The organism is Enterobacter cloacae complex sp. Mu1197 (genome assembly GCF_040059225.1).
Taxonomy (GTDB): domain Bacteria; phylum Pseudomonadota; class Gammaproteobacteria; order Enterobacterales; family Enterobacteriaceae; genus Enterobacter; species Enterobacter quasiroggenkampii.
In genome coordinates this window covers 1,238,436-1,261,794 of sequence record NZ_CP157375.1, presented here as the reverse complement: position 1 = coordinate 1,261,794, position 23,359 = coordinate 1,238,436, and the positions used below count along the sequence as shown (strand labels likewise).

General features: G+C 59.1%; 24 protein-coding genes. 11 read left to right on the top strand and 13 right to left on the bottom strand.

Annotated features, from left to right (window positions below; all coding sequences use genetic code 11):
- Positions 1-362: 362 nt before the first annotated feature.
- The 3 genes from ABFV38_RS05920 to ABFV38_RS05910 all read left to right on the top strand — a co-directional run bounded on the left by ABFV38_RS05920 (position 363) and on the right by ABFV38_RS05910 (position 3,245).
- Positions 363-1,262 carry a LysR family transcriptional regulator gene (locus ABFV38_RS05920; protein ID WP_348958827.1) on the top strand — a complete coding sequence of 300 codons (900 nt, stop codon included), beginning with the start codon at positions 363-365 and terminating at the stop codon, positions 1,260-1,262.
- Positions 1,263-1,410: 148 nt separating this feature from the next.
- Entirely contained in the window at positions 1,411-2,634 is a 1,224-nt protein-coding gene (locus ABFV38_RS05915; RefSeq protein WP_348958826.1) for a phosphoadenosine phosphosulfate reductase, read from the top strand.
- Complete coding sequence (locus ABFV38_RS05910) at positions 2,619-3,245, top strand: ParB/RepB/Spo0J family partition protein (RefSeq protein ID WP_045909603.1); 627 nt, start codon at positions 2,619-2,621, stop codon at positions 3,243-3,245. The genes ABFV38_RS05915 and ABFV38_RS05910 overlap by 16 nt, the downstream gene beginning before the upstream one ends.
- Here ABFV38_RS05910 and ABFV38_RS05905 read toward each other — a convergent pair whose 3' ends face one another.
- Entirely contained in the window at positions 3,246-4,406 is a 1,161-nt protein-coding gene (locus ABFV38_RS05905; protein ID WP_045909604.1) for a pyridoxal phosphate-dependent aminotransferase, read from the bottom strand.
- Positions 4,407-4,529: 123 nt separating this feature from the next.
- Here ABFV38_RS05905 and ABFV38_RS05900 point away from each other — a divergent pair, with 123 nt between their 5' ends.
- The 3 genes from ABFV38_RS05900 to ABFV38_RS05890 are packed head-to-tail and all read left to right on the top strand — an operon-like array spanning position 4,530 to position 6,369.
- The gene (locus ABFV38_RS05900) at positions 4,530-5,144 is read left to right on the top strand and encodes a methylthioribulose 1-phosphate dehydratase (RefSeq protein WP_348958824.1); all 615 of its coding nucleotides are present in this window, start codon (positions 4,530-4,532) and stop codon (positions 5,142-5,144) included.
- The gene (gene mtnC, locus ABFV38_RS05895) at positions 5,141-5,830 is read left to right on the top strand and encodes an acireductone synthase (protein ID WP_023334872.1); all 690 of its coding nucleotides are present in this window, start codon (positions 5,141-5,143) and stop codon (positions 5,828-5,830) included. Before ABFV38_RS05900 ends, mtnC begins: the two co-directional genes overlap by 4 nt.
- Positions 5,827-6,369: an acireductone dioxygenase gene (locus ABFV38_RS05890; RefSeq protein WP_348958823.1), complete on the top strand. Its 543-nt coding sequence runs from the start codon at positions 5,827-5,829 to the stop codon at positions 6,367-6,369. Before mtnC ends, ABFV38_RS05890 begins: the two co-directional genes overlap by 4 nt.
- 96 nt (positions 6,370-6,465) lie before the next feature.
- Here the strand turns inward: ABFV38_RS05890 and ABFV38_RS05885 are convergent, their stop codons facing one another.
- Together ABFV38_RS05885 and mtnA are read right to left on the bottom strand one after the other, a co-directional pair.
- Positions 6,466-6,936: an SRPBCC family protein gene (locus tag ABFV38_RS05885; protein WP_348958822.1), complete on the bottom strand. Its 471-nt coding sequence runs from the start codon at positions 6,934-6,936 to the stop codon at positions 6,466-6,468.
- A 42-nt stretch (positions 6,937-6,978) separates the two neighbouring features.
- Positions 6,979-7,995 (bottom strand): S-methyl-5-thioribose-1-phosphate isomerase, encoded by a 1,017-nt coding sequence (gene mtnA / locus ABFV38_RS05880; protein WP_348958820.1) that lies wholly within the window; start codon positions 7,993-7,995, stop codon positions 6,979-6,981.
- A gap of 104 nt (positions 7,996-8,099) precedes the next feature.
- On the opposite strand from mtnA, the gene mtnK reads away from it, so the two are divergent.
- Positions 8,100-9,299, top strand: a complete 1,200-nt coding sequence (mtnK, locus tag ABFV38_RS05875) for an S-methyl-5-thioribose kinase (RefSeq protein ID WP_045909608.1) — start codon at positions 8,100-8,102, stop codon at positions 9,297-9,299.
- Positions 9,300-9,386: 87 nt separating this feature from the next.
- Here the strand turns inward: mtnK and ABFV38_RS05870 are convergent, their stop codons facing one another.
- From ABFV38_RS05870 to ABFV38_RS05855, 4 genes are all read right to left on the bottom strand, one after another.
- Positions 9,387-10,628: an LVIVD repeat-containing protein gene (locus tag ABFV38_RS05870; protein WP_348958819.1), complete on the bottom strand. Its 1,242-nt coding sequence runs from the start codon at positions 10,626-10,628 to the stop codon at positions 9,387-9,389.
- An 83-nt stretch (positions 10,629-10,711) separates the two neighbouring features.
- Positions 10,712-11,776 carry a sugar ABC transporter substrate-binding protein gene (locus ABFV38_RS05865; protein WP_039265942.1) on the bottom strand — a complete coding sequence of 355 codons (1,065 nt, stop codon included), beginning with the start codon at positions 11,774-11,776 and terminating at the stop codon, positions 10,712-10,714.
- 19 nt (positions 11,777-11,795) lie between these two features.
- Positions 11,796-12,791: an ABC transporter permease gene (locus ABFV38_RS05860; protein ID WP_348958818.1), complete on the bottom strand. Its 996-nt coding sequence runs from the start codon at positions 12,789-12,791 to the stop codon at positions 11,796-11,798.
- Positions 12,788-14,290: a sugar ABC transporter ATP-binding protein gene (locus ABFV38_RS05855; RefSeq protein ID WP_348958817.1), complete on the bottom strand. Its 1,503-nt coding sequence runs from the start codon at positions 14,288-14,290 to the stop codon at positions 12,788-12,790. Before ABFV38_RS05855 ends, ABFV38_RS05860 begins: the two co-directional genes overlap by 4 nt.
- 159 nt (positions 14,291-14,449) lie before the next feature.
- Here ABFV38_RS05855 and ABFV38_RS05850 point away from each other — a divergent pair, with 159 nt between their 5' ends.
- The 4 genes from ABFV38_RS05850 to ABFV38_RS05835 all read left to right on the top strand — a co-directional run bounded on the left by ABFV38_RS05850 (position 14,450) and on the right by ABFV38_RS05835 (position 17,204).
- On the top strand, positions 14,450-15,538 hold the full coding sequence (locus ABFV38_RS05850) for an oxidoreductase (RefSeq protein ID WP_348958816.1): 1,089 nt from the start codon (positions 14,450-14,452) through the stop codon (positions 15,536-15,538).
- Between the two features lie 57 nt (positions 15,539-15,595).
- A complete protein-coding gene (locus ABFV38_RS05845) occupies positions 15,596-16,339 on the top strand; it encodes a 3-oxoacyl-ACP reductase family protein (protein WP_045909613.1) in 744 nt (247 codons plus the stop codon).
- 183 nt (positions 16,340-16,522) lie between these two features.
- Entirely contained in the window at positions 16,523-16,825 is a 303-nt protein-coding gene (locus tag ABFV38_RS05840) for a type II toxin-antitoxin system RelE/ParE family toxin (protein WP_348958815.1), read from the top strand.
- Positions 16,800-17,204 (top strand): helix-turn-helix transcriptional regulator, encoded by a 405-nt coding sequence (locus tag ABFV38_RS05835; protein ID WP_045909615.1) that lies wholly within the window; start codon positions 16,800-16,802, stop codon positions 17,202-17,204. Before ABFV38_RS05840 ends, ABFV38_RS05835 begins: the two co-directional genes overlap by 26 nt.
- Here ABFV38_RS05835 and ABFV38_RS05830 read toward each other — a convergent pair.
- The 6 genes from ABFV38_RS05830 to entE form a co-directional block, all read right to left on the bottom strand.
- Complete coding sequence (locus ABFV38_RS05830; RefSeq protein WP_006809671.1) at positions 17,201-17,398, bottom strand: YbdD/YjiX family protein; 198 nt, start codon at positions 17,396-17,398, stop codon at positions 17,201-17,203. The two genes, ABFV38_RS05835 and ABFV38_RS05830, sit on opposite strands and share 4 nt — an antisense overlap.
- Positions 17,399-17,458: 60 nt before the next feature.
- Entirely contained in the window at positions 17,459-19,564 is a 2,106-nt protein-coding gene (gene cstA / locus ABFV38_RS05825) for a pyruvate/proton symporter CstA (protein ID WP_348958814.1), read from the bottom strand.
- Between the two features lie 149 nt (positions 19,565-19,713).
- Positions 19,714-20,127: a proofreading thioesterase EntH gene (entH, locus tag ABFV38_RS05820; protein WP_048226051.1), complete on the bottom strand. Its 414-nt coding sequence runs from the start codon at positions 20,125-20,127 to the stop codon at positions 19,714-19,716.
- The gene (gene entA / locus ABFV38_RS05815) at positions 20,128-20,880 is read right to left on the bottom strand and encodes a 2,3-dihydro-2,3-dihydroxybenzoate dehydrogenase EntA (RefSeq protein WP_348958813.1); all 753 of its coding nucleotides are present in this window, start codon (positions 20,878-20,880) and stop codon (positions 20,128-20,130) included. It lies immediately after the preceding gene.
- On the bottom strand, positions 20,880-21,734 hold the full coding sequence (locus tag ABFV38_RS05810; RefSeq protein WP_348958812.1) for an isochorismatase: 855 nt from the start codon (positions 21,732-21,734) through the stop codon (positions 20,880-20,882). Before ABFV38_RS05810 ends, entA begins: the two co-directional genes overlap by 1 nt.
- Before the next feature lie 10 nt (positions 21,735-21,744).
- Complete coding sequence (entE, locus tag ABFV38_RS05805) at positions 21,745-23,355, bottom strand: (2,3-dihydroxybenzoyl)adenylate synthase EntE (RefSeq protein WP_348958810.1); 1,611 nt, start codon at positions 23,353-23,355, stop codon at positions 21,745-21,747.
- Between the last annotated feature and the right edge of the window lie 4 nt (positions 23,356-23,359).

The window sequence follows — 23,359 nt, the reverse complement described above, 5'->3', positions numbered from 1 at the left end:
TCCGCCCTATGGCTGCGATAGGTTTTACCGAATAGTGTGCTATTCTGCCGCGCTCAAACGGTTCATGAACAATGAGAAGGAATGGCAATCAGTCTCCGGCCCGGTTATCAGCCATAAAGTAGCAATAATATTTCACGTAGGATGTATAACAGAAAGTGCTAATTTGAGAGCAACGCCGACGTTTTAAAGATAAAAATATCTTAATAACGGCTGAAGCTCTATTTCAATTATCGAGCCTCGTGATATATTAAGCTCATATACAAAATAAATTAAGCAAGTTAATCACAAGGATTGTAAATGATTAACTTCGAACTATAGTTATCAGTAATGTTATAACCACAACAACACGCTCAGGATGACCCATGGCAAATCTTTATGACCTTAAAAAATTCGATCTCAATCTGTTAGTCATTTTTGAGTGCATTTATCAGCACCTCAGCATTAGCAAGGCTGCGGAAACACTCTACATCACCCCCTCTGCGGTGAGCCAGTCCCTGCAACGCCTGCGCACGCAGCTGAATGACCCGCTTTTTATTCGTTCGGGTAAAGGTATCACCCCAACGACCGTGGGGATCAATTTGCATCACCATCTGGAAGAAAACCTTAACCAGATCGAGCAGACTATCAATATCCTGAATAGTGCGCAGATCAAAAAGAGCTTTGTTGTCTATTGTCCGCAGATCATGGTCCGTGGACGTTTAGCCGACCTGTTAAACACCTTGCTTGCCGATGATAATTACCAGGTAGAACAGAACGATATGGTTTTATCACCAGAAAGCGCTGAAGATTTGTTAGCCTACCGTAAAGCCGATCTTGTGTTCACCTTCGCGCCTATCAACAACCGATCGGTCGTCTGCACACATTTTTCTCGTTTCTCCGTCGTCCTGACCTGTCGCAACAACCATCCCCGTCTCCGGGATCATGCCACCGCCGAAGACCTACGTCATGAAAAGTTCACACTTCTGCGTAGCCAGGAAAACGGAATAAAAGAATTTCAGTCACTTTCTAATACGCTTTTAGCGGAAAGAAACATCTGCTTTCGCAGCGACTCGCTTATTTCTATAATGAGCATTATAAGCTCTACCGACCTCGTTGGATATATACCTGATGCTATGTTTGAACGTTATAAAGAAACGCTTAATATTAAAAGCATCTCCACAACTTTCAAAATGCCTGAGATGGATATTTATCTCAATTACAACCGAGCCGCACTCAACAGCACCATTTTCACTCAATTTATCGAAAAAATCTCCGCGGGATAAGTGAAATTATTGTTTAATATAATTAATCACTTTACAGCAACAAAGCAGTCATTGCTTTTTTATTACAAATTATCTGATTAACTCATAATAATTTCGTTTATTATCAATAAATAAGTCCCCGACTGTCACACTCAGGAAGAGATTGCACATGTCACTGTATAAACATCCCCTGCAGCTTAACGTGCTGGAGGCCGCGCAGGCGCGCATCGACTGGACGTTCGCCACGTTTTCCCGCATCTGCGTCTCCTTTTCCGGCGGCAAAGACTCCACCGTCATGCTGCATCTCACCGCGCAAATGGCCCGGGCGCAAAAGCGAAAAATCAGCGTGCTGTTTATTGACTGGGAGGCTCAGTTCTCCTGCACCATTGAGCACGTTAATGCGCTGCGCGAAGGCTACCGGGACGTCATCGAGCACTTTTACTGGGTGGCGCTTCCGCTGACCACGCAAAATTCGCTCTCACAGTATCAACCAGAATGGCAGTGCTGGGCGCCGGGCGTGCGCTGGGTGCGCCAGCCGCCGGAGGACGCCATCACCGCTGCCGATTATTTTGATTTTTACCAGGCGGGAATGACCTTTGAAGCGTTTGTCCGCTCGTTTTCCGACTGGTTTGCCCTGCACCGGCCAGCAGCCGTACTGGTGGGCATCCGCGCCGATGAATCCTACAACCGGTTTTTGACCATCGCCAACAACCGCAAGCAGCGCTTCGCGGACGATAAGCCCTGGACAACCACCGCCCCCGGCGGGCACGCGTGGTACGTCTATCCTGTCTACGACTGGAAAACCGCAGACATCTGGACATGGTTTGCAAAATCCGGGTGCAGCTATAACCCGCTTTACAACCTCATGTTTCAGGCGGGCGTCCCGCCGCGCTATATGCGCATCTGCGAACCCTTCGGCCCGGAACAGCGCCAGGGGCTCTGGCTCTATCACGTTCTTGAGCCCGAGCGCTGGGCCGCGATGTGCGAGCGCGTCAGCGGCGTGCGCAGCGGCGGCATCTACGCCGGGCAGGACAACCATTTTTACGGCCACCGCAAAATCCTCAAACCCGAGCACCTCGGCTGGCGCGACTACGCCATGCTCCTGCTGGACAGCATGCCGCAAAACACGGCTGAGCATTACCGCAATAAAATCGCGATCTATCTGCACTGGTATCAGAAGAGAGGCATGCCGGATATTCCCGAGACGCAGGAGGGCGATATCGGCGCCAAAGACATCCCCTCATGGCGCCGTATTTGTAAGGTTTTACTTAATAATGACTACTGGTGCAGGGCGCTGTCGTTCAGCCCAAATAAACCCAAACATTATCAGCGCTACAGCGACAGAGTGAAGGCGAAACGCAAGGAGTGGGGCATTTTATGCGACAAAGAATAATTACCGAGATCGAAACGTACCTGCAGTCACTTTCCGAAGAGGATCGGATTAACGCCATCAATGCCTTTCGTGAAGCGATCCATCGACACAGTCCTTTTCGTGAGCAACCGATAGACTGCGTGCTCTGGATCAAACAGGACGCGATTATCGCTAACGACTACAACCCCAATAACGTTGCCCCTCCAGAAAAACGGCTGCTCACCAGGTCGCTGGAACTCGATGGTTTCACCCAACCTCTTGTCGTAACGGAAAGTGAACCGCAACATTACGAAATTGTGGATGGTTTCCACCGCCATGAAATCGGCAAAAATCGGGCGGCGTTGAAGCGTCAGCTCAAGGGATATCTCCCCGTCACCTGCCTGCGCCAGGACCGACAGGAAAAGCATGACCGTATGGCTGCCACGATCCGTCACAACCGGGCGCGGGGTCGGCACCAGATTAACGCCATGTCAGAGATCGTGCGCGAACTGGCACAGCTCGGCTGGAATGATGAGCGAATTGGCAAAGAGCTCGGAATGGACAGCGACGAGGTGCTGCGCCTCAAGCAAATCAACGGTCTGCTGGCGCTGTTTGCAGACCGTCGCTATTCCGAAGCCTGGACGGTGAAATAATCAGAGCGTGTTTAAACGCTCTGCCGCCGCCAGCAGCGTCGATTCCTGCTTGGCAAAGCAAAGACGGATCAGCTTATGTGGGAAGGGATCGGCGCAGAATACCGACAGCGGAATGGCGGCCACTCCCACCTCTTTTGTCAACCACTGGCAAAAGCTGACGTCATCCAGATCGGAAATCGCACTGTAGTCCGCGAGCAGGAAATAGGTTCCTTCAGACGGCAAAATTTCCAGACGGCTTTTACTCAGCGCCGTCACGAACAGATCCCGACGTTCACGGTAGAAACGCGGCAGCGCGCGATAATGCTCGGGCTCCGCGCGCAGCATATCCGCCAGCGCCAGCTGAGCCGGCGTGTTCACGGCAAAGGTCAGGTACTGATGCACCTTGCGCAGCTCAGCGCTAATGGCGGCCGGTGCGACGCAGTAGCCCACTTTCCAGCCGGTCATATGGTAGGTCTTACCGAACGACGAGACGGCGATAGCGCGCTCGCGAAGCTGCGGATGGGCCAGCACGCTGGCGTGTCCCTCTTCTGCAAAGCAGATGTGCTCGTAAACTTCATCGCTCAGCACGTAAATTTCACGTTCAGCAATGGCCTGCCACAGCGCGGCGAAGTCCGTTTTCTGCCACACCGTCGCGGATGGGTTATGCGGGGTATTCAGGATCACCAGACGGGTTTTATCACTCAGCAGCGCAGCAAATGCCTGCCAGTCAGGGCGGAAATGCGGTGGCTGTAACGCCACGCGTTTCACCACGCCGCCGGAAAGTTCAACCGCAGGCGCATAGCTGTCGTAGCTCGGGTCAAAGCAGATCACTTCATCGCCCGCGCGCACCAGCGCGGTGATGGCCGCGTACAGCGCTTCGGTCGCCCCTGCCGTCACCGTGATGTCGCTGTTCGCATCGGGCTTATGACCATACAGCTCAGCCGTTTTGTCGGCAATGGCTTCCCGCAGCGCCTGTACGCCCGTCATTGGCGCATACTGATTCGCCCCCTGCGCCACGTGATACGCTAAACGCGCCTGCAGATAAGCCGGGCCGTCGAAATCCGGGAACCCCTGCGAAAGGTTAATGGCGTTGTGCTGCTGCGCCAGAGCGCTCATCTGCGTAAAGATGGTGGTACCGAGATTGGGAAGTTTACTTTGCGGAATCAAGGCGTTAATGCTCATTGTGTTGTGCCTGCTTGTAATACTTATGTTGCTGCCACTATAACACGATGTTAGTCTTTGGCAATCAAGACGCTTAGACGTCTAAACAATATGAATATTCCTGTCCGAGAGGGTAAAAGGAAAATGACAGACAACCTGCAACTCACGCATCTGGTCGACGCCTGCCGCTGGATCGGTGCCAAAGGCTGGGCGCCCGCTACCGGCGGTAACATGTCGGTGCGTCAGGACGAACATCTCTGCTGGCTTAGCGAATCCGGCAAAGACAAAGGTAGCCTCACAACCGATGACTTTCTGCAGGTGGAGATCGCCACCAACCGCGCGCCGTCCGGTCGTAAACCGTCGGCGGAGACCGGGCTGCACACGCTGATTTATCGTCTGTTCCCTGAGGCCAACGCCGTCCTGCACGTTCACACGATTAACGCCACGGTGCTGTCACGTCTGGTCAAAGAAGCCGAGCTCAACATCAGCGGCTTTGAGATGCAAAAATCCCTCACCGGACAGACCACGCATCTGGACACGGTGGCTATCCCGGTCTTCGATAACGACCAGAATATTGACGCCCTCGCCTCGCGAATCGCCCATTACGCGCAGGAACGTCCGCTTAATTATGGTTTTCTTCTGCGTGGTCATGGCTTAACCTGCTGGGGGCGCGATGTGGCCGAAGCCCGCCGTCACCTGGAAGGACTGGAGTTCCTGTTTGAATGTGAAATGCGTTTACGACAACTGGAGAGAGTATGATTCGCGCGATTGTGACGGATATTGAAGGGACCACCAGCGATATTCGTTTTGTCCATGATGTTTTGTTCCCCTACGCGCGTGAGCGGCTGGCGGCCTTCGTGACCGCTCAGCAGTACGCCGAGCCGGTGAAATCCATTCTGGACAACCTGCGTGATGAAATCGGTCACCCACACGCCAGCGTCAGCGAACTTATCGACGCCCTGTTTGCCTTTATGGATGAAGACCGTAAATCCACTGCGCTTAAAGCGCTGCAGGGGATCATCTGGCACGACGGCTACGTCAACGGCGACTTTACCGGCCATCTCTACCCGGACGTGCTGCCCGCGCTGGAAAAATGGAAAGCGCAAGGGATTGATCTCTATGTTTATTCCTCTGGCTCCGTCGCTGCGCAGAAACTGTTATTTGGCTACAGCGACGAAGGTGATATTACTCATCTGTTCAGCGGCTATTTCGACACCCACATCGGCGCCAAGCGCGAGGTGCAGTCTTATCAGAACATTGCGGCGCAAACGGGCATAGCCCCGTCGCAGATCCTCTTCCTCTCCGATATTCATCAGGAGCTGGACGCGGCTGAACAGGCAGGTTTTCGTACCCTGCAGCTGATTCGCGGTGATGATGACGGCGCAAGCCACCACCATCAGGTCCACCAGTTTGACGAGATTAACCCGGAGCAGATCCCTTCATGAGCGCATTGACCATTTATTCCGACAAAGACGCCAGTCAACACCAGTGGCACAGCACCGACGCCGCCGAGATTGCCCAACAGCTCAACGCGAAAGGCGTGCGGTTTGAACGCTGGGCGGCGGATCGCGATGTAGGACACGATCCCGCCCCTGAAGCCGTGATCGCGGCGTATCAACATGCGATCGACAAACTGGTCGCAGAGAAGGGTTACCAGAGCTGGGACGTGATCAGCCTGCGCGCCGACAATCCGCAAAAAGACGCGCTGCGCGCGAAGTTCCTGAACGAACACACCCACGGCGAGGACGAAGTACGCTTTTTCGTGGAAGGCGCGGGCTTGTTCTGCCTGCACATTGGCGATGAGGTGTATCAGGTGCTGTGCGAGAAAAACGACCTGATCTCCGTGCCCGCGGGCACGCCGCACTGGTTTGATATGGGCTCAGAGCCGAACTTTACGGCGATTCGTATTTTCGATAATCCGGAAGGCTGGGTGGCCCAATTTACCGGTAACGCCATTGCGGATGCGTATCCGCGCCTGGCATAGGTGAAAGCAAAACGGCAGCTATAGCTGCCGTTTTTAGTGTTTGCTCCCTCTCCCTGTGGGAGAGGGCTGGGGTGAGGGCATCAGGCCGCTCGAGCTTCAACGCTTCAATCCCTTCACATACTCCACCAGCTGATCCAGCACGATCCCCCACCCTTCGTGGAAGCCCATCTGCTCGTGCTGCTCGCGGATTTCCTTCGTGGGGTGGCGCGCAATCGCCGTATAGCGGGTTTTGCCCTCGCCCACCTCTTCCAGCAGCAGGATCGCCGTCATAAACGGCCTCTCGGTTGGTTTCCAGCCTTCGGTATAGCCGTCGGTAAAGACCAGCTTTTTTCCCGGGTCGATTTCAAGGAACACACCCCGGTTATCCATCCGCTGACCGTCCACCTCAAACACGGTGTTGAACCGTCCGCCCACGCGGAGGTCAAGGTCGCATTCGGTCACCTTATGGGGAGCAGGAATGAAGAAGTTTTTGATGTGCTCGGGCATAGTCCAGCAGAGCCACAGCAGGTCGCGCGGGGCATCCACCACGCGCTCCAGTTTTAAGTCTGTTTCAGGATCGAGCGTCACGATATTGTCCTCTTAAGGGAACCCCTTAAAGGATAGCCGGACTCAGGCGAATTTGCCGTTTGCCACCGCTTCCGGCGTGACCACACCCATATCCAGCACCCAGCCGCTAATCAGCGAGGCGGGCGTTACGTCAAACGCCGGGTTATAGACCTGCGCGTTTTCCGGCGCCCACAGCACCGCGCCAAAGCTTCCGGCGACGCCCGTCACCTCGCTGGCGGCGCGCTGCTCAATCGGGATCGCGTCGCCGTTCGGGCAGTCCGGATCGAGGGTCGTTTGCGGCGCGGCCACGTAGAACGGAATGCCGTGGAATTTTGCCAGCACCGCCAGGGAATAGGTGCCAATCTTATTCGCCACGTCGCCGTTGGCGGCAATGCGGTCTGCACCCACCCATACGGCGTCCACCTGCCCTTTCGCCATCAGGCTGGCGGCCATGGAATCGGTAATCAGCTGATACGGCACGCCCAGCTCGCCAAGTTCCCACGCGGTCAATCTACCGCCCTGCAGCAGCGGACGGGTTTCATCTACCCAGACGTTGCTGACCTTGCCTTCCTGGTGCGCGCGAGCAATCACCCCCAGCGCGGTGCCGACACCCGCCGTTGCCAGCCCGCCGGTGTTGCAGTGGGTCAGCAGGCGGCTGCCGGGCTTCACCAGCGCGCTGCCCGCTCTCGCAATGGCGTCACAGAGTCGTTTGTCTTCGTCGATCAGGCGCAGCGCCTCCGCCACCAGCGCCGGAACATACTCTTCCTGCCACAGCGCCAGCTTCATGCGGTCAAGGTTGTTCATCAGGTTCACCGCCGTCGGGCGGGATGCGCGCAGGGTTTCCAGCGCAACCGCCAGCTCGTCACGGCTTTTGCCGTTTTCCGCCAGCAGCGCCAGCAGCAGACTTGCAGAGAGACCGATCAGCGGCGCGCCGCGCACCCGCAGGGCGTGAATATGCCCCACCAGCGCCTCTACCGTTGAGGCATCCAGCCAGCGTTTCTCCTGCGGAAGGGCCTGCTGGTCGAGAATAAAGAGCTGATTATCCGCTACCCGCAGGCTGGTCGTCTGTAATGTCTGCATGTCGTTAATTCCCTGTTGCGTTGTTGTAGCACATTGTGTCAGGATGAAATCCAGATGTATAGACGTCTACATGTCTTTATTAGCAAACCCGTGAGGAGCAGGCCATGTCGCAATACCGTACCTTTACCGCTCAGGACGCCGTGGAATATGCCAGGCAGTTTGGCGGCCTTGACGATCCTTCATCGCTGGTGGAGGCGCAGGAGGTAGGCGACGGCAACCTCAATCTGGTGTTCAAAATCTTCGACAGCGCGGGCGTGAGCCGCATCATCGTTAAGCAGGCGCTGCCCTACGTGCGCTGCGTCGGCGAGTCCTGGCCGCTGACGCTGGACCGCGCCCGTCTGGAGGCGCAAACCCTGGTCGAGCACTACCGGCACAGCCCGCAGCACACGGTGAAAATCCACCACTTTGACCCGGAACTGGCGGTGATGGTGATGGAAGATCTCTCCAGCCATCGCATCTGGCGCGGCGAGTTGATCAAAAATAATTATTACCCGCAGGCGGCGCGTCAGCTGGGTGAATACCTCGCGCACGCGCTGTTCCACACCAGCGATTTCTACCTGCACCCGCACGAGAAAAAAGCGCAGGTGGCGAAATTCATCAACCCGGAGATGTGCGAGATCACCGAAGATCTGTTCTTCAACGATCCGTACCAGATCCACGAACGCAACAGCTACCCGGCCGAGCTGGAAAATGACGTCGCCGCGCTGCGCGACGACGCCCAGCTGAAAATTGCCGTGGCCTCCCTGAAGCACCGTTTCTTTTCTCAGGCTGAAGCCCTGCTGCACGGGGATATCCACAGCGGCTCGATTTTTGTGGCCGACGGCAGCCTGAAGGCCATCGACGCCGAGTTCGGTTATTTCGGGCCGATGGGCTTTGACGTCGGCACCGCTATCGGCAACCTGCTGCTGAACTTCTGCGGCCTGCCGGGACATCTGGGCATTCGCGATGCCGCCGCCGCCCGCGAACAGCGCCTGACCGATATTCAGGAACTGTGGAACACCTTCGCGGAGCGCTTCCAGGCGCTGGCACACGAGAAAACGCGCGACGCCGCGCTCAGCGCGCCGGGCTATGCCTCCGCGTTCCTGAAAAAGGTCTGGCATGACGCCATTGGATTCTGCGGCACCGAGCTGATTCGCCGCAGCGTCGGGCTTTCCCACGTCGCGGATATCGACACCATTCAGGACGAGGCGATGCGCCACGAATGCCTTCGCCACGCGATAACGCTCGGCAAGGCGCTGATTGTTATTGCCGACCGTATCGACAGCGCGGAAGATCTGGTGGCGCGGGTACGGCAGTACAGCTGAGAACGTTTGCCCGGTGGTGCTGCGCTTACCGGGCCTACGGCTGCAAAATGTAGGCCGGGTAAGGCGAAGCCACCACCCGGCAAAAACTCACCCCAAATACTCAATCACGGACAGCCCGCCGTTATAGTCCGTGCTGTAGATAATTCCCTGCGCATCCACGAACACGTCACACGACTGGATCACCTGCGGGCGATTCGGGCGGGTATCCATCATTTTCGCCGGCGCGGCAGGCACCAGCGCCCCCGTTTCAACCGGACGATACGGATTGGAAATGTCATACGCGCGCACGCCCGCATTCTGATACGTGGCAAAAATCAGCGTGGAGCTGACAAAGCTCCCCGGCCGGTTCTCGTGCAGGTTATGCGGGCCGAAATGCGCCCCTTTCGCCACGTAGTCAGTTTCGTCCGGCTGTGGGAAGGTAGAGATGCTTACCGGGTTCGACGGCTCGCGGATATCAAACAGCCAGATCAGCTTCTCCCCGTCCTCTTGGTTGTCGAGCACCGCTTCATCCAGCACCACCAGCAGATCGCGGTCCGGCAGCGGTAGCGCGGTGTGCGTGCCGCCGCCAAACGGCGGACTCCAGTTACGGTGGCTAATGAGCTTAGGCCGGGTACGATCCTTCACGTCCAGCAGCGTCAGGCCGCCGTCGCGCCAGCTGCCGTACGCAGTATCGCCGGCAATAATCGCATGGTGGAGCGCGTAGCGTTTCCCTTCCGGCCAGTTCGGCTGTTCACCTTCGGCCTGGTTCATCCCCGGCAGCCACCAGCGCCCTGCCACCTCAGGCTTACGCGGGTCGGCCAGATCGATCGTCAGAAAGATGTAGTCGGTAAAACCGTCGATCAGCGCCGACACGTACGCCCAGCGGCCACCGACGTACCAGATGCGGTGAATGCCAATTCCGCTCAGCGACAGAAAGCCGATTTCGCGCGGCGCGTCCGGGGTGGAGATATCAAACACGCGCAGCCCGGCGCTCCAGCCTTTGTCCTGCACGTCGCGGACAGTCTCGCCCACCTGGCGGGTGTAGTAGACCTTCTCGTCGGCAAAGCGGGCATCGGCAAACAGATCCCGGGCGTTGATGACCAGCAGCAGGTCATCATGCGCCTGCAGATGCACGTTCCAGGTGCCGGGCGGCGCGGGCACGTAGCCCGCCGCTTTCGGGTTTTTCGGATCGCGCACGTCGACAATCGAAAAGCCCTGCGACACCATATGGCCGATATAAGCGAAACCGCGGTGCACCATCAGTTGCACGCCGTCCGGGCGACCACCCTGAACGCTATGGCCAATCAGCCGCATGTTGCGGCTGTATTCGGGTTGAGGTAATGCAGACATAGTTGAGTCCTTTCGCCGGATGGCGGCTTCGCCTTATCCGGCCTACAACACCGTAGGCCCGGTAAGCGAAGCGCCACCGGGCATTATTTTGACCTGGCTTCCAGCGTCGCAAACCACGGCGCGATAAAATCTTCCGTCTGGCCCCAGCCCGGAATGATTTTCCCCAGCGACGCCACATTCACCGCACCCGGCTGGGCGGTCAGCAGCGCCTGCGGAATAGCGGCCGCCTTAAAATCGTAGGTCGCAGGCGTAGCTTCCCCGGCAATTTTGTTCGCCACCAGACGCACGTTGGTCGCCCCAATCAGCTTCGGATCCACCGCCACGCTCACCTTCCATGGGCTGCCCGGCTCGCGCATCAGCTGCAGATCCTGGTTGGAGATGTCGATGCTGTAGAGTTTGATCTCGGTACGGCCGTTCTCTTTCAGCGCTTTGTAGGCGCCCTGGCTGAAGGCGTCCCAGGTTCCCCAGATGGCGTCGATTTTACCTTTCGGGTATTTCGCCAGAATCGCACCTACCTTGTTGGCGGTGTCGCCCTGCACGTCAGAAGAGACCGCGCCGATAGACTCCAGCTCTTTGATGTCCGGGTACTGTTTTTGCAACTCTTTATACGCCGCCTGACGACGCTCCATCGGCGGGAAGCCCGCCACCCACAGCTTGACGATATTGGCCTTGCCGTTGAAATCTTTCGCCAGCTGGCCGAAGGAGAGGTTCGTCAGGGAGGCATCATCCTGCTGGGTGACGGTCACGCCCGGGATCTCGCCGTTGACGGCGGTATCAAATACCGCGACCTTAATCCCGGCGTCCACCGCCTTCTTCACCAGCGCGGTGGAGTACGGATCGCGGCCCTGAGAAAGGATAATCCCGTCGTACTTCTGGCTGATGGCCTGGTTCACGAAGTCCTGGAATTTGGCGTCGTCCCCGTTGCTTAAAAAGGTGCTGACCTTAAAGCCAAGCTTCTTCCCTTCCTGAATGGCCCCGGCAATAAACTGCGTGGTGTTGTCGTCTGAGCCGAGGTTACGGATCACCGCGATGCGGATCGGGCCGTCGTGGTTGGCAATGGCCGCCGGAAGCGGTGCGGGCGTGGCCGCGAAGCCAGGCAGAGCGGTGAATAACCCTAATGCCACCAAAGAGAGTGCAATCTTTTTCATTTTTTATCCCGTTGTGTTGTCAGCGTTTTTGTATGTAGGTAATCGCCAGCGCTACCGCGAGCACCAGCCCTTTTATAATGTCCATGGCGTAATACGGCACGGAGAGCATCACCAGCCCGTTCGACAGCACGCCGAGAATAACCGCCCCGACCAGGGTCCCCAGCGCATTAGGCTTCCCGGACCCGGCCAGCGAGAAGCCAATCCACGCCGCCGCCACCGCATCCATCAGGTAACCGCCGCCCGCGTTCACCTGCGATGAGCCAATACGCGAGGCCAGCAAAATCCCGCCCAGGCCCGCCAGCAGGGAGGCAATCACGTAGGCCGCCACCTTGTAGCGGGTGGTGCGAATGCCGGAGAGGCGCGCCGCCTCCGGGTTGCCGCCAATGGCGTACATCCGACGACCGTGAGTGGTGAGCGACAACCCCAGCTGCGCCAGAACTGTCACCACCAGCATGATGATCACGATCGTCGGCACCTGCCCCAGCAGGCTGAACGTCGCCGGAATGGTGCCTTCCACCATGTCACCGCTCGGCAGCACCATGTTCTCGGTAATCGACCCGCCGTAGCTGTAGGTCATCGCCACGCCCTGGATCACAAACAGGCTGGCCAGCGTCGCGAGCATGTCCGGAATGCGCAGGATGACGATCAGAAAGGCGTTAAACAGCCCCACCAGCGTGCAGAGCGCGAGGGTGATCAGAATCGACTCGGTGGTGCCGAAGCCGTGCCAGACGAAAAGGGAAATCACCAGCGCATTCGCCAGCGACGCGGTAGACCCCACGGAGAGATCGAACCCGCCGATGGTCAGCGAGATCGACACGCCGATGGCTATCACCGTCACGATGGCAATCGAACGCAGAATATTGATGATGTTGTTTGGATCGAGGAAGCTGTCCGACGCCAGGCCAAAGACGGCCACCAGCGCGACGACGGTTAACAGCATGCCCCACTTGTAGAGAAAATCGAAAATCTGCTGACGGCCAGACGCCGTCGCGTTTACTGAAAGGGCCTTGCTCACGACGCCGTTCCTCCGGTTGAATAATAAAGTAGTGTCTCTTCACGGGCCTCGGCCCCGGCGATTTCCGCCACGATGCGCCCGTCCCACAGCACGCAGATGCGGTCGCACAGCCCGACCAACTCGGCAAACTCGCCGGAGGCGTAAATCACCCCTTTGCCCTCGCGCGCCAGGCCGTCAATCAGCTGGAACAGATCGGTTTTGGCCTTCACGTCCACGCCTTTGGTCGGCTCGTCGAAGATCAGCACGCTCGCGTCATTGCGCAGCCACTTGCCGATGGCGACCTTCTGCTGGTTGCCGCCGGACAAACGTCGCAAAACCTGTCCGGGACCGCGGGCGCGCACGCCGACGCGGGCGATCACCGCCTCCGCCCAGCGCCACGCCTGACGATGGCCGAACAGGCTCCAGCGCGAGAAGCTGTTATCGGCGCATACGGCAAGGTTCATGCTCACCGGCTCGTCGATAAAAATGCCCTCTTTGCGCCGCTCTTCCGGCACCAGCGCCAGGCCGCGCAGCACCGAGTCCGCCGGATCGCGCGGCTGCCAGGGCTGTTGATTCAACTCACCGCGCGACACGCGGCTTTTGCTGGCGCCAAACAGCGCCTTACAGAGTTCGGTTTTGCCCGCGCCCGCCAGCCCGGCAATACCGAGAATTTCGCCCTTACGCAGGTGCAAGGAGATATCTTTCAGCAGCGCGTCGTCGTGCAGCCCTTCAACCCGCAGCAACGTTTCGTCGCCGTGCGGCGGCCGTGTGGGCGGGTAGATATCGCTCAGGACGTGGCCGAGCATCTTCTCGACGATCGTTTCGCCACTGAGATCGGCCATCGGGCCGGACTCAATCAGCTTGCCGTCGCGCAGCACCGTCAGGGTGTCGCAGATGGCCTTCAGCTCGTGAATGCGGTGGGAGATAAACACCACGCCGATGCCCTGCTGCTTTAACCGTCTCACCACCGCAAACAGGCGCTCGCTCTCGTGCGCGTCCAGCGGCGCAGTGGGCTCATCAAGAATGAGAAAACGGCAGTGGTGTGACAGGGCGCGCGCCAGCAAAATCTGCTGCTTTTCGGCAAGCGTGCAGCTGTCGATGGAACGGCGTACGTCCAGAGCAACATCCAGCTGCGCCAGCGCCTGTCTCGCCTGCTGGCGGACGGCGCGCCAGCGGAAGCGATGCCCCGGCTGCGCCAGCTGGTCGAGCATGATGTTCTCGGCGATGCTTAACCCCGGGATCAGCGCCACGTCCACCTCCTGCTGCACAAGGTGGATGCCCAGCCGTTTGGCGTCGAGCGGCTCGCGGATGCTTACCGGCTGGTTATTAATGGAGATTTCGCCTTCATAGTGGTCGTGCGTCCCGCACAGCACTGCCATCAGCGTCGATTTCCCCGCGCCGTTGGCGCCGGTCAGCGCATGTACCGATCCGCCGGTTAAGGTGAAGTTCACGCGCGACAGCGCCTGAAAGCCGGAAAAGGCCAGGCTGATACCGCGCATCTCAAGGCGACTGGAAACCATCCGCGTAAATCCTTCATTACTCTTCTGATTTATCGAATTTTTCACAGCTCCGGTTGACTGACAACGACGGAAAAGGCATAAGTTAAAGCGAAATATTATTAGCCATCCGGATGTCCAGACATAACATCGGGTTAGCGCTTGCTAAAAAAGGACAACACCATGAGCAACACCGATATCCGCGTCGTGCCTGGCCCGGCGAACTACTTCTCCCATCCCGGAAGCCTTGCGCATCTGAATGACTTCTTTACCCCGGAACAGCTTTCCCGCGCGGTGTGGATTTACGGCGAGCGCGCTATCGACGGCGCGCGCCCGTTCCTGCCGGAGAGCTTTCACGCGCCGGGGGCGAAACACCTGCTGTTTAAAGGCCACTGCAGCGAGCGCGACGTCATCCATCTGGTGAACGAATCCGGCAGTGACGCCAGCGTGGTGATTGGCGTCGGCGGCGGTGCGGTGCTGGATACCGTCAAGGCCGTGGCGCGTCGTCTGGGCGTGCCGTTCGTGGGTATCCCCACCATTGCCGCTACCTGCGCGGCGTGGACTCCGCTCTCCGTCTGGTACAACGATGCCGGGCAGGCGCTGCATTTTGAGATCTTCGATGACGCCAACTTCCTGGTGCTGGTAGAGCCACAGATCATTCTCAACGCGCCCGCGGAATACCTGCTGGCGGGGATCGGCGATACGCTGGCGAAGTGGTACGAAGCGGTAGTGCTTGCTCCGCAGCCTGAAAACCTGCCGCTGACCGTGCGGCTGGGCATCAACGGCGCGCTGGCGATCCGCGACGTACTGCTGGAGCACAGTGAGGAAGCACTAGCCGACCAGCTGCGCGGCGAACAGACGCAGGTCTTTCGGGACGTGGTGGATGCGATAATCGCTGGCGGCGGGATGGTCGGCGGTCTGGGCGAACGCTATACCCGCGTGGCGGCGGCGCATGCGGTGCACAACGGTTTAACCGTGCTGCCGCAGACGGAAAAATACCTCCACGGCACCAAGGTGGCCTACGGCATTCTGGTGCAGAGCGCCCTGCTCGGCCAGGACGACGTGCTGGCGCAACTGGTCTCGGCGTATCGACGTTTTAACCTGCCGACCACGCTTCGCGCGCTGGAGGTCGATATTCACAACCGCGACGAGCTGGATAGGGTGATTGCCCACACCCTGCGTCCGGTGGAGTCAATTCATTATCTGCCGGTGACGTTAACGCCTGAGGTTCTGCGCGCGGCGTTTGAGAAGGTGGAATACTTCAGCCGTTAATCTCCCTGACCGTCTATACCTAATGATGATTCTTATCACTCTCGTAACGAGGTCATCATGCAGATCGATTTAACAGGTAAAAAGGCGCTGGTTACCGGTGCCAGCCGCGGGTTGGGTCGGGCTATTGCACTGTCGCTGGCGCGCGCCGGTGCGGATGTGATTATTACGTATGAAAAATCCGCCGATAAAGCCCAGGCGGTCGCAGAGGAGATTAAGGCGCTGGGACGACACAGCGAAGCTGTGCAGGCCGACAGCGCCAGCGCGCAGGCGATTCAGGATGCCGTCACCCATGCAGCACGTTCCCTTGGCGGGCTGGACATTCTGGTCAACAACGCGGGTATCGCGCGCGGCGGCCCGCTTGAGTCCATGACCCTGGCGGACATTGACGCGCTCATCAACGTCAACATTCGCGGCGTGGTGATCGCCATTCAGGAAGCGCTGGTGCACATGTCCGACGGCGGGCGCATTATCAACATCGGCAGCTGTCTGGCCAACCGCGTGGCGATGCCGGGTATTGCCGTTTACTCGATGACCAAGTCTGCCCTTAACTCCCTCACCCGCGGCCTGGCGCGCGATCTGGGCCCGCGCGGTATTACCGTTAACCTTGTCCACCCCGGCCCCACCAACAGCGATATGAACCCGGAAGACGGCGAACAGGCGGAAGCCCAGCGCCAGATGATCGCAGTCGGTCACTACGGCCAGCCGGAAGACATCGCGGCGGCGGTCACCTTCCTCGCCAGCCCGGCCGCCGGGCAGATCTCCGGTACCGGTCTCGATGTGGACGGTGGTTTGAACGCCTGATCGCACATTTCCTGCAAGCCTCTGTCGTCCGGCAGAGGCATTCCCGAGCACCCTCGACGGTTCCCGTTTTGCCGCTTTCTTCCGGTTTTTCTCCGCTCTACAGTACCCCATTAGAAATTCGGAATTTATCTAATAGTCTTATTATTTCCTTATATTCTGTGTGGGCGTACAGTGGAGGTACGGATGAAGATTGTCTGGTCCAATGGTGCAAAGAAGGCGTTTTCAAAGATTGAAGAGCGGTATCAGCGACGCATTGAGGTAAAGCTTACTGAGCTGGATGACCGCTCGGCTCCCCGGCCCGATATCAAAAAAATATCGGCGACAGAAGATCATTTCCGGCTACGCGTTGGCGATTACCGCATCATCTATACGCTTCGGGACGATCCCGATGACCATTGTTATGTTTTGGCCGTCAAGCGCAGAACTTCAACGACTTACCTGCATGAGGAGAGTGCCACCTATGGCTGTACAGCTAATCAAGGATGATAACGGGAAAACGCAGTACGCCGTTATTCCCTATCACGAATATTTTCGTATGCTCTTACAGATGTCAGAAATTGACGACGAAACCGATGACGATCTGGAGGATATTGAGGTCGAACACGATAGTCTGGATGACGTGGAATTGCCCGGAGAAGTGTGCAGCATCATGACCTGGCAGAACGTCAGCCTGCAGGCCGCGTGGCGTATCCTGCGCGGGCTATCCCAGCAGGAGGTGGCGGAGAAACTCGGCATCAGCCAGTCCGCCGTGTCACAGCTGGAAGCGCTGGACTCCCGTCCGCAAAAGCGCACCCGTGAAAAGCTGGCAGCGATCTACGGCTGTAAGCAGGAGCAGATCAGCCTCTATCTCCCGAAAGAGGGTTAACAGCACTTCGCCCCGCCCTTGCCGCCGTAGCGGGCGTCCTGGCGGTCACGGAAAAACTCTTCGTAGGTCATTGGCGTCTGGTCCGGATGATTGACGCGCATATGCTCGACGTAGTTGTCGTAGTCCGGCACGCCAATCATCATTTTGGCGGCCTGGCCCAGGTACTTACCGGCTTTGGAAAGGGTGTCGAACATGATTCTGATCTCACAGGGAATGTAGGCCGGGTAAGGCGAAGCCGCTACCCGGCACAAAGGTTAGTGCGCCCCTTTCGCCTGGGTCACAATCTCTTCCAGGTTTTCAGGCATTGGCTCATACGGCGTCTCTTTCGCCGTTGGCGTGTCGACTTTCAATGCCGCCAGCGCGGTCTTGAGAGAATACAACGCCAGCACCACGACCACCACCATAAAGAAGATGGTCAGCCCGGCGTCCAGACGGTTGTTAAACACCAGCTGCGACAGCTGTGATTCGGTGTACTGTGCCGGGATCTTGCCGCTGTCGATCATCGCCTGGAACTTGTTGGCAATTGCCAGGAAGCCCACCTTATTATCCGGACTGAAGGCCTTCTGCCAGCCCGCCGTCAGGGTACAGATCAGCAGCCACGCGGTAGGCACCAGCGCCACCCACGCATAGCGCTGGCGCTTCATCTTGAACAGCACCACCGCGCAGAGCATCAGCGCCATGCCCGCCAGCATCTGGTTGGCGATACCGAACAGCGGCCACAGGGTGTTAATCCCGCCCAGCGGATCGACCACGCCCTGATGCAGGAAATAGCCCCACGCCAGCACGCACAGCGCCGTCGCCAGCAGGTTAGCCGGGAGCGAGTCGGTCCGCTTCAGGTTCGGGGAGATGACGCCCAGCAGATCCTGCAGCATAAAGCGCGCCGCACGGGTTCCCGCATCCACCGCCGTCAGGATAAACAGCGCTTCAAACAGAATGGCGAAGTGATACCAGAACGACACGTCCATCAGCCCGCCCAGCGCGCCGTGGAGAATATACGCCATGCCCACCGCCAGCGTCGGCGCCCCGCCCGCGCGGGAGATAATGGACTGCTCGCCCACTTCGCTGGCGATGCTCGTCAACGTATCAGGAGTAATCGCGAAGCCCCAGCCGCTCACCACCTGCGCGGCAGATGCCACCACGTCAACGGTACCGGCCGGAGCCAGGACCACCATCGGGCTGTTCATCGCGAAGTAGACGCCCGGGTCGATAATGCAGGCTGAGACCAGTGCCATGATGGCCACGAAGGACTCCATCAGCATGCCGCCGTAGCCAATCAGGCAGGCCTGATTTTCATTCGCCAGCATCTTCGGCGTCGTCCCGGAGGCGATCAGCGCGTGGAAGCCCGACACCGCACCGCAGGCGATGGTGATAAACAGGAACGGGAACAGATTCCCGGTCCAGACCGGGCCGGTACCGTCGATAAATTTGGTCAGCGCCGGCATGGTCAGCGTTGGGCGCATAATCAGAATACCGATTGCCAGCCCGACGATGGTGCCGATTTTCAGGAACGTTGAAAGGTAGTCGCGCGGGGCCAGCAGCAGCCACACCGGCAGCACCGCCGCCACAAAGCCGTAGCCCACCAGCATCCAGGTCAGCTGTACGCCGGTAAAGTCGAAGAACGGCGCCCAGGTCGGGCTTTCCGCCACCCAGCCGCCGGAGATAATGGCGAACACGAGCAACACCAGACCAATCACCGACACTTCACCAATGCGGCCCGGACGCAGGTAGCGGATGTAGATCCCCATGAACAGCGCCAGCGGAATGGTAAAGGCTACGGTATACGTTCCCCACGGGCTGTGGGTCAACGCTTTCACCACGATCATCGCCAGCACCGCGAGGATGATCACCATGATCATAAAGGTCGCCACCAGCGCAATCACCCCGGCAGTGGCCCCCATCTCCTCTTTCACCAGTTCCCCCAGCGAACGTCCGTCGCGGCGGGTGGAGACGAACAGCACCATAAAGTCCTGCACCGCCCCCGCCAGCACCACCCCGGCGAGGATCCAGATCATCCCCGGCAGGTAGCCCATTTGCGCCGCCAGCACCGGGCCCACCAGCGGGCCTGCTCCGGCGATCGCCGCAAAATGGTGACCGAACAGCACTTTCTTGTCGGTCGGCACGTAGTCCAGACCGTCGTTATGGCGGACGGCAGGCGTCATGCGGGTGCTATCGACCGCCAGAACATTTTTAGCGATATAGCGGCCATAAAAACGATAGGCGATCAGGTAAACGCAGACCGAGGCAACGACGATCCAGAGCGCGTTGATCTGCTCCCCCCGGTTGAGGGCGATGTAGCCCAGGGCAAAGGCTCCCACAACGGAGAGCCCTGCCCATGTAAGGTATTTCCCTGAGTTGTTCATAGTTGTTGTCCGTTGTTGTGAAACAGTGAGATGTTACATTTTGTTTCTAGAACAACCGGAAAAATTTAACAACTTTGAAACGCAATAATGCGTGGTCAAACCAGAGATTTACACCACAGTGTTAAGCCGATCACTTTGATCTGCCTGGGCTAGCCCAGCACCATCGTACTCAACCGGCAGGTACAGCACCGCCGCCCCTGCTCGTCGAAAACCACAATTTCCCAACTCTGGCTCGAACGCCCAAGATGCAGCGGCTGACACACGCCACGAACCGTGCCGTGGGATACCGCCCGATGATGCGTGGCGTTCAGCTCCGTTCCCACCACGCTCTGCCCGTCGCGGGTCATCAGAAATCCGGCCATTGAGCCGAGCGTTTCCGCCAGCGCCGCCGAGGCCCCGCCGTGGAGCAGGCCAAACGGCTGATGGGTACGCGCATCCACCGGCATCTCCGCTTCCAGCGTGTCGTCCCCGAGGCGGGTATAGACGATGCCCAGGTTCGCCACCAGGGTATTCACGCTGGTGGCGTTCAGTTCCTCAAGCGATAAATGACGTTTCCAGATCATTTACGCCCCCAGCGTGGAGCCGCCGTCCACCACGATGTCCTGCAGGGTGATATGGCTGGCGGCATCGGAGGCAAGGAACAGCACGGTCTCAGCTATCTCCTGAGGACGGGCAATTTTGCCCAGCGGAATACCGAGCTTAAACTGCTCGCCGAAGCCGCGAATGCGCTGCTGCTCCGCATCGTCGCTTTTCCACAGAGTGCGCTGCATATAGGTGTCCGTTGAGCCCGGCGACACCAGATTGCAGCGCACGCCGCTGCCTGCCAGCTCCAGCCCGACGGTCAGGGCCAGGCTTTTCAGCGCCGCTTTCGATGCGCCATAGGCGCTCATGCCGATGCGCGGCGTGTGCGCCGCGTCGGACGCCACGGTAACAATCGCCCCGCCCTGCTGACGGCGGAACTGCCCCATGGTCTGCTGGAACAGATTGAACGCGCCGCCAACGTTGACCGCAAAGGTGTCCTGCCAGTCCTTGTGCGAGAGCTGGTCCGTCGCCCCCATGCGCAGAATGCCCGCCGCGTTGACCAGCACGTCCAGCCGTTCGAGCGAAGCCAGCACGCGCCCGCACACCTCATGCACCTTCGCGGCATCCGCCACGTCCAGCGTTTCGGTGGCAAACGGATAGTGATCCTGCGGGAAGGCCAAATCGAACCCGGTCACCTGCGCGCCGGCTTCGGCAAACGCCAGTGCGGTCGCGTAGCCAATCCCCTTCCCCGCGCCCGTCACCCAGACGGTTTTACCGGTGAAATCCCATCCCATCACTTCACCTCGCGGGAAAGCAGCGCCCACCAGGCGTCGAGGGTCGGATTTTTCGCCAGCATCACGAAGTCGATATCGCCGTGTACTTTGCGCCAGCGGGCGGCCAGCGCCATCATGCGCACTGAATCCAGGCCGTAGTCGATCAGGTTTTCGTCATCCATCGGCTCGTCGGACTCGTCCAGCAGCGGCAGAATAAGCTCGCGCAGTGCGGGCTTCGAGGCCGGAACGGACGGCAGCAGTTCGTCGGTCATCACCACGCGGCCCGAGCGTCCGGCTACATAGTTCAGCGACATCAGGTGCTCGTCGCGGGTGAAATCCGCCAGCGCGTCGGCAATGAAGAACGGCTTAATGTCGCGCATAAAGGCATCGGTGGCGGTGGTCATGCAGCCGATGTGGGCGTAGACGCCGGTAATCAGCAGCTGGTTGCGGCCCGTCTCTTTCAGCATCTGCTCCAGCGGCGAGCGGTGGAACGCGCTGTAGCGCCACTTCACCAGCACCGTGTCCGCTTCGTCCGGCGCCAGCTCGGCGACGATGCGCTGCTGCTCCGGCGAACGGGTCAGGCCCGGGCCCCACATGTCGTTCAGCAGGGCGCGATCGTCGTCGCTCTGCTCTTTTGGCTGCGCGGTGTAGTACACCGGGATATTGTGTTCTTTGCACCAGGCGCGCAGTCTGGCGATGTTCGCCACCACCTGCTGCATCATCTCGCTGTTTTCGCCCCAGAAGTTCAGGAAATACTCCTGCATATCGTGGATCAGCAGCGCCGCGCGCTCGGGTTCAAACGCCCAGTTCACCTTGCTGGTCGGCAACTCTGCGGCGGTCGGCAGCGCGTAAGCGGTTAATTTTGGAATGGCCATACTCTTTTCCTCAGCCCCGGGCGCGTTCAGCAAGCCACAGGCGCAACTGTTTCTTATCGACTTTGCCGACCGGCGTCAGCGGGAGCGCATCCACGCTCTCCACGCGGTCCGGCAGCTTGAATTCGGCGACGCCCTGCTCGCGCAGGAAGCGACGCACCTCCACCGCACGCAGGGGCTGTTTCACCACCAGATACGCGCAGCTCTTCTCACCCAGCAGGCTATCCTCCATGCTCACCAGCGCGGCGTGGATCACCGACTCATGGCGCAGCAGCAGGTTCTCGATCTCTTCAGCAGCAATCTTCTCGCCGCCGCGGTTGATCTGATCTTTCTCGCGCCCCTGCACGGTGATGTAGCCCTGCTCGTCAATGGCAATCAGATCCCCGGAACAGTAAAAGCCGTCGGCGTCGAAGGCGCTGGCGTTGTGTTCCGGGCTGTTGAAATAGCCGCGGAAGGTGTACGGGCCGCGCGTCATCAGGCGCCCGACTTCCCCGCGCGGCAGCGGGTTGCCGTGCTCGTCCGCCACCCACACTTCGTCGTCCGGGCACATCGGTCGGCCCTGGGTGTTGATGATGCGTTCCGGCGCGTCGTCGAGCGCGGTGTAGTTCACCAGCCCTTCTGCCATGCCGAACACCTGCTGAAGCTGGCAGCCGATTTCTGCCGGAATGCGCGCCGCGAGCGTGGCGGAGAGGCGTGCGCCGCCCACCTGCAGCAGCTTCAGGGAGTTAAGCTGCGCGTTCCCCGCACCGTCGGCAATCGCCTGCAGCCAGAGGCTGACCGCCGGCGGGACCAGCGAGGTGACGTTAATCTGATGCTGTTCGATCAGCGGGAAGCAGAGCGTGGCGCTCGGATCGTTCGCCAGCACCACGCAGCCGCCCGCGGTAAAGACGCCTAACGACCCCGGCGAGCTCATGGCGTAGTTGTGCGCCGCGGGCAGCGCGTTCAGATACCGGGTATGCGCAGTGATACCGCAGATCTCGTTGCTGCGGCGAATGCTGTAGTCGTAGTCGTTGTGCGTCCGCGGGATCAGCTTCGGCGTGCCGGTGCTGCCGCCGGAGAGCTGGAAGAACGCCACTTCGTCGGCGGGCGTCGGGTTAGGGATAAAATTGTCCGCCGGGCGCGCAATCGCCGCGTCCAGGGCATATTCACCCTTATCGCCACGCAGGAGCACGACGCGCACCGAGCGATGTTCATCCACAAAGGCATGAAGAAAATCATCGCCCGCAAACAGCGCATGGTCGCGATCGGCGATCAGCACGGCGGGGTTGATCTGCGCCGCGTAGGCGTACAGCTCGCTGCGCTGGTGGCTAAAGAGCGCGTTGACCGGCGCGACGCCGATTTGCAGCAGCGCGAAGAAGGTCATGTAGAACTCGGCCACGTTGCCAAGCTGCACCAGCGCCGTCTCGCCACGCTGCAGCCCACGCGCCTGAAGGGCTGAGGCCAGGTTGTTTACGGCCTGATTCAGCGCGCGGTAGGTAATGTGGCGATCGCCATCGATAATCGCCACCGCATCGCTGTCCGCCCGATCCGTCAGGATGTGGGTCAACGGCAGATCCTGCCAGTAGCCTTTTTCACGGTAGCGGCGGGCAAATGCCTCAGGCCAGCGGGTAAAGGGAATGGTCATGAGT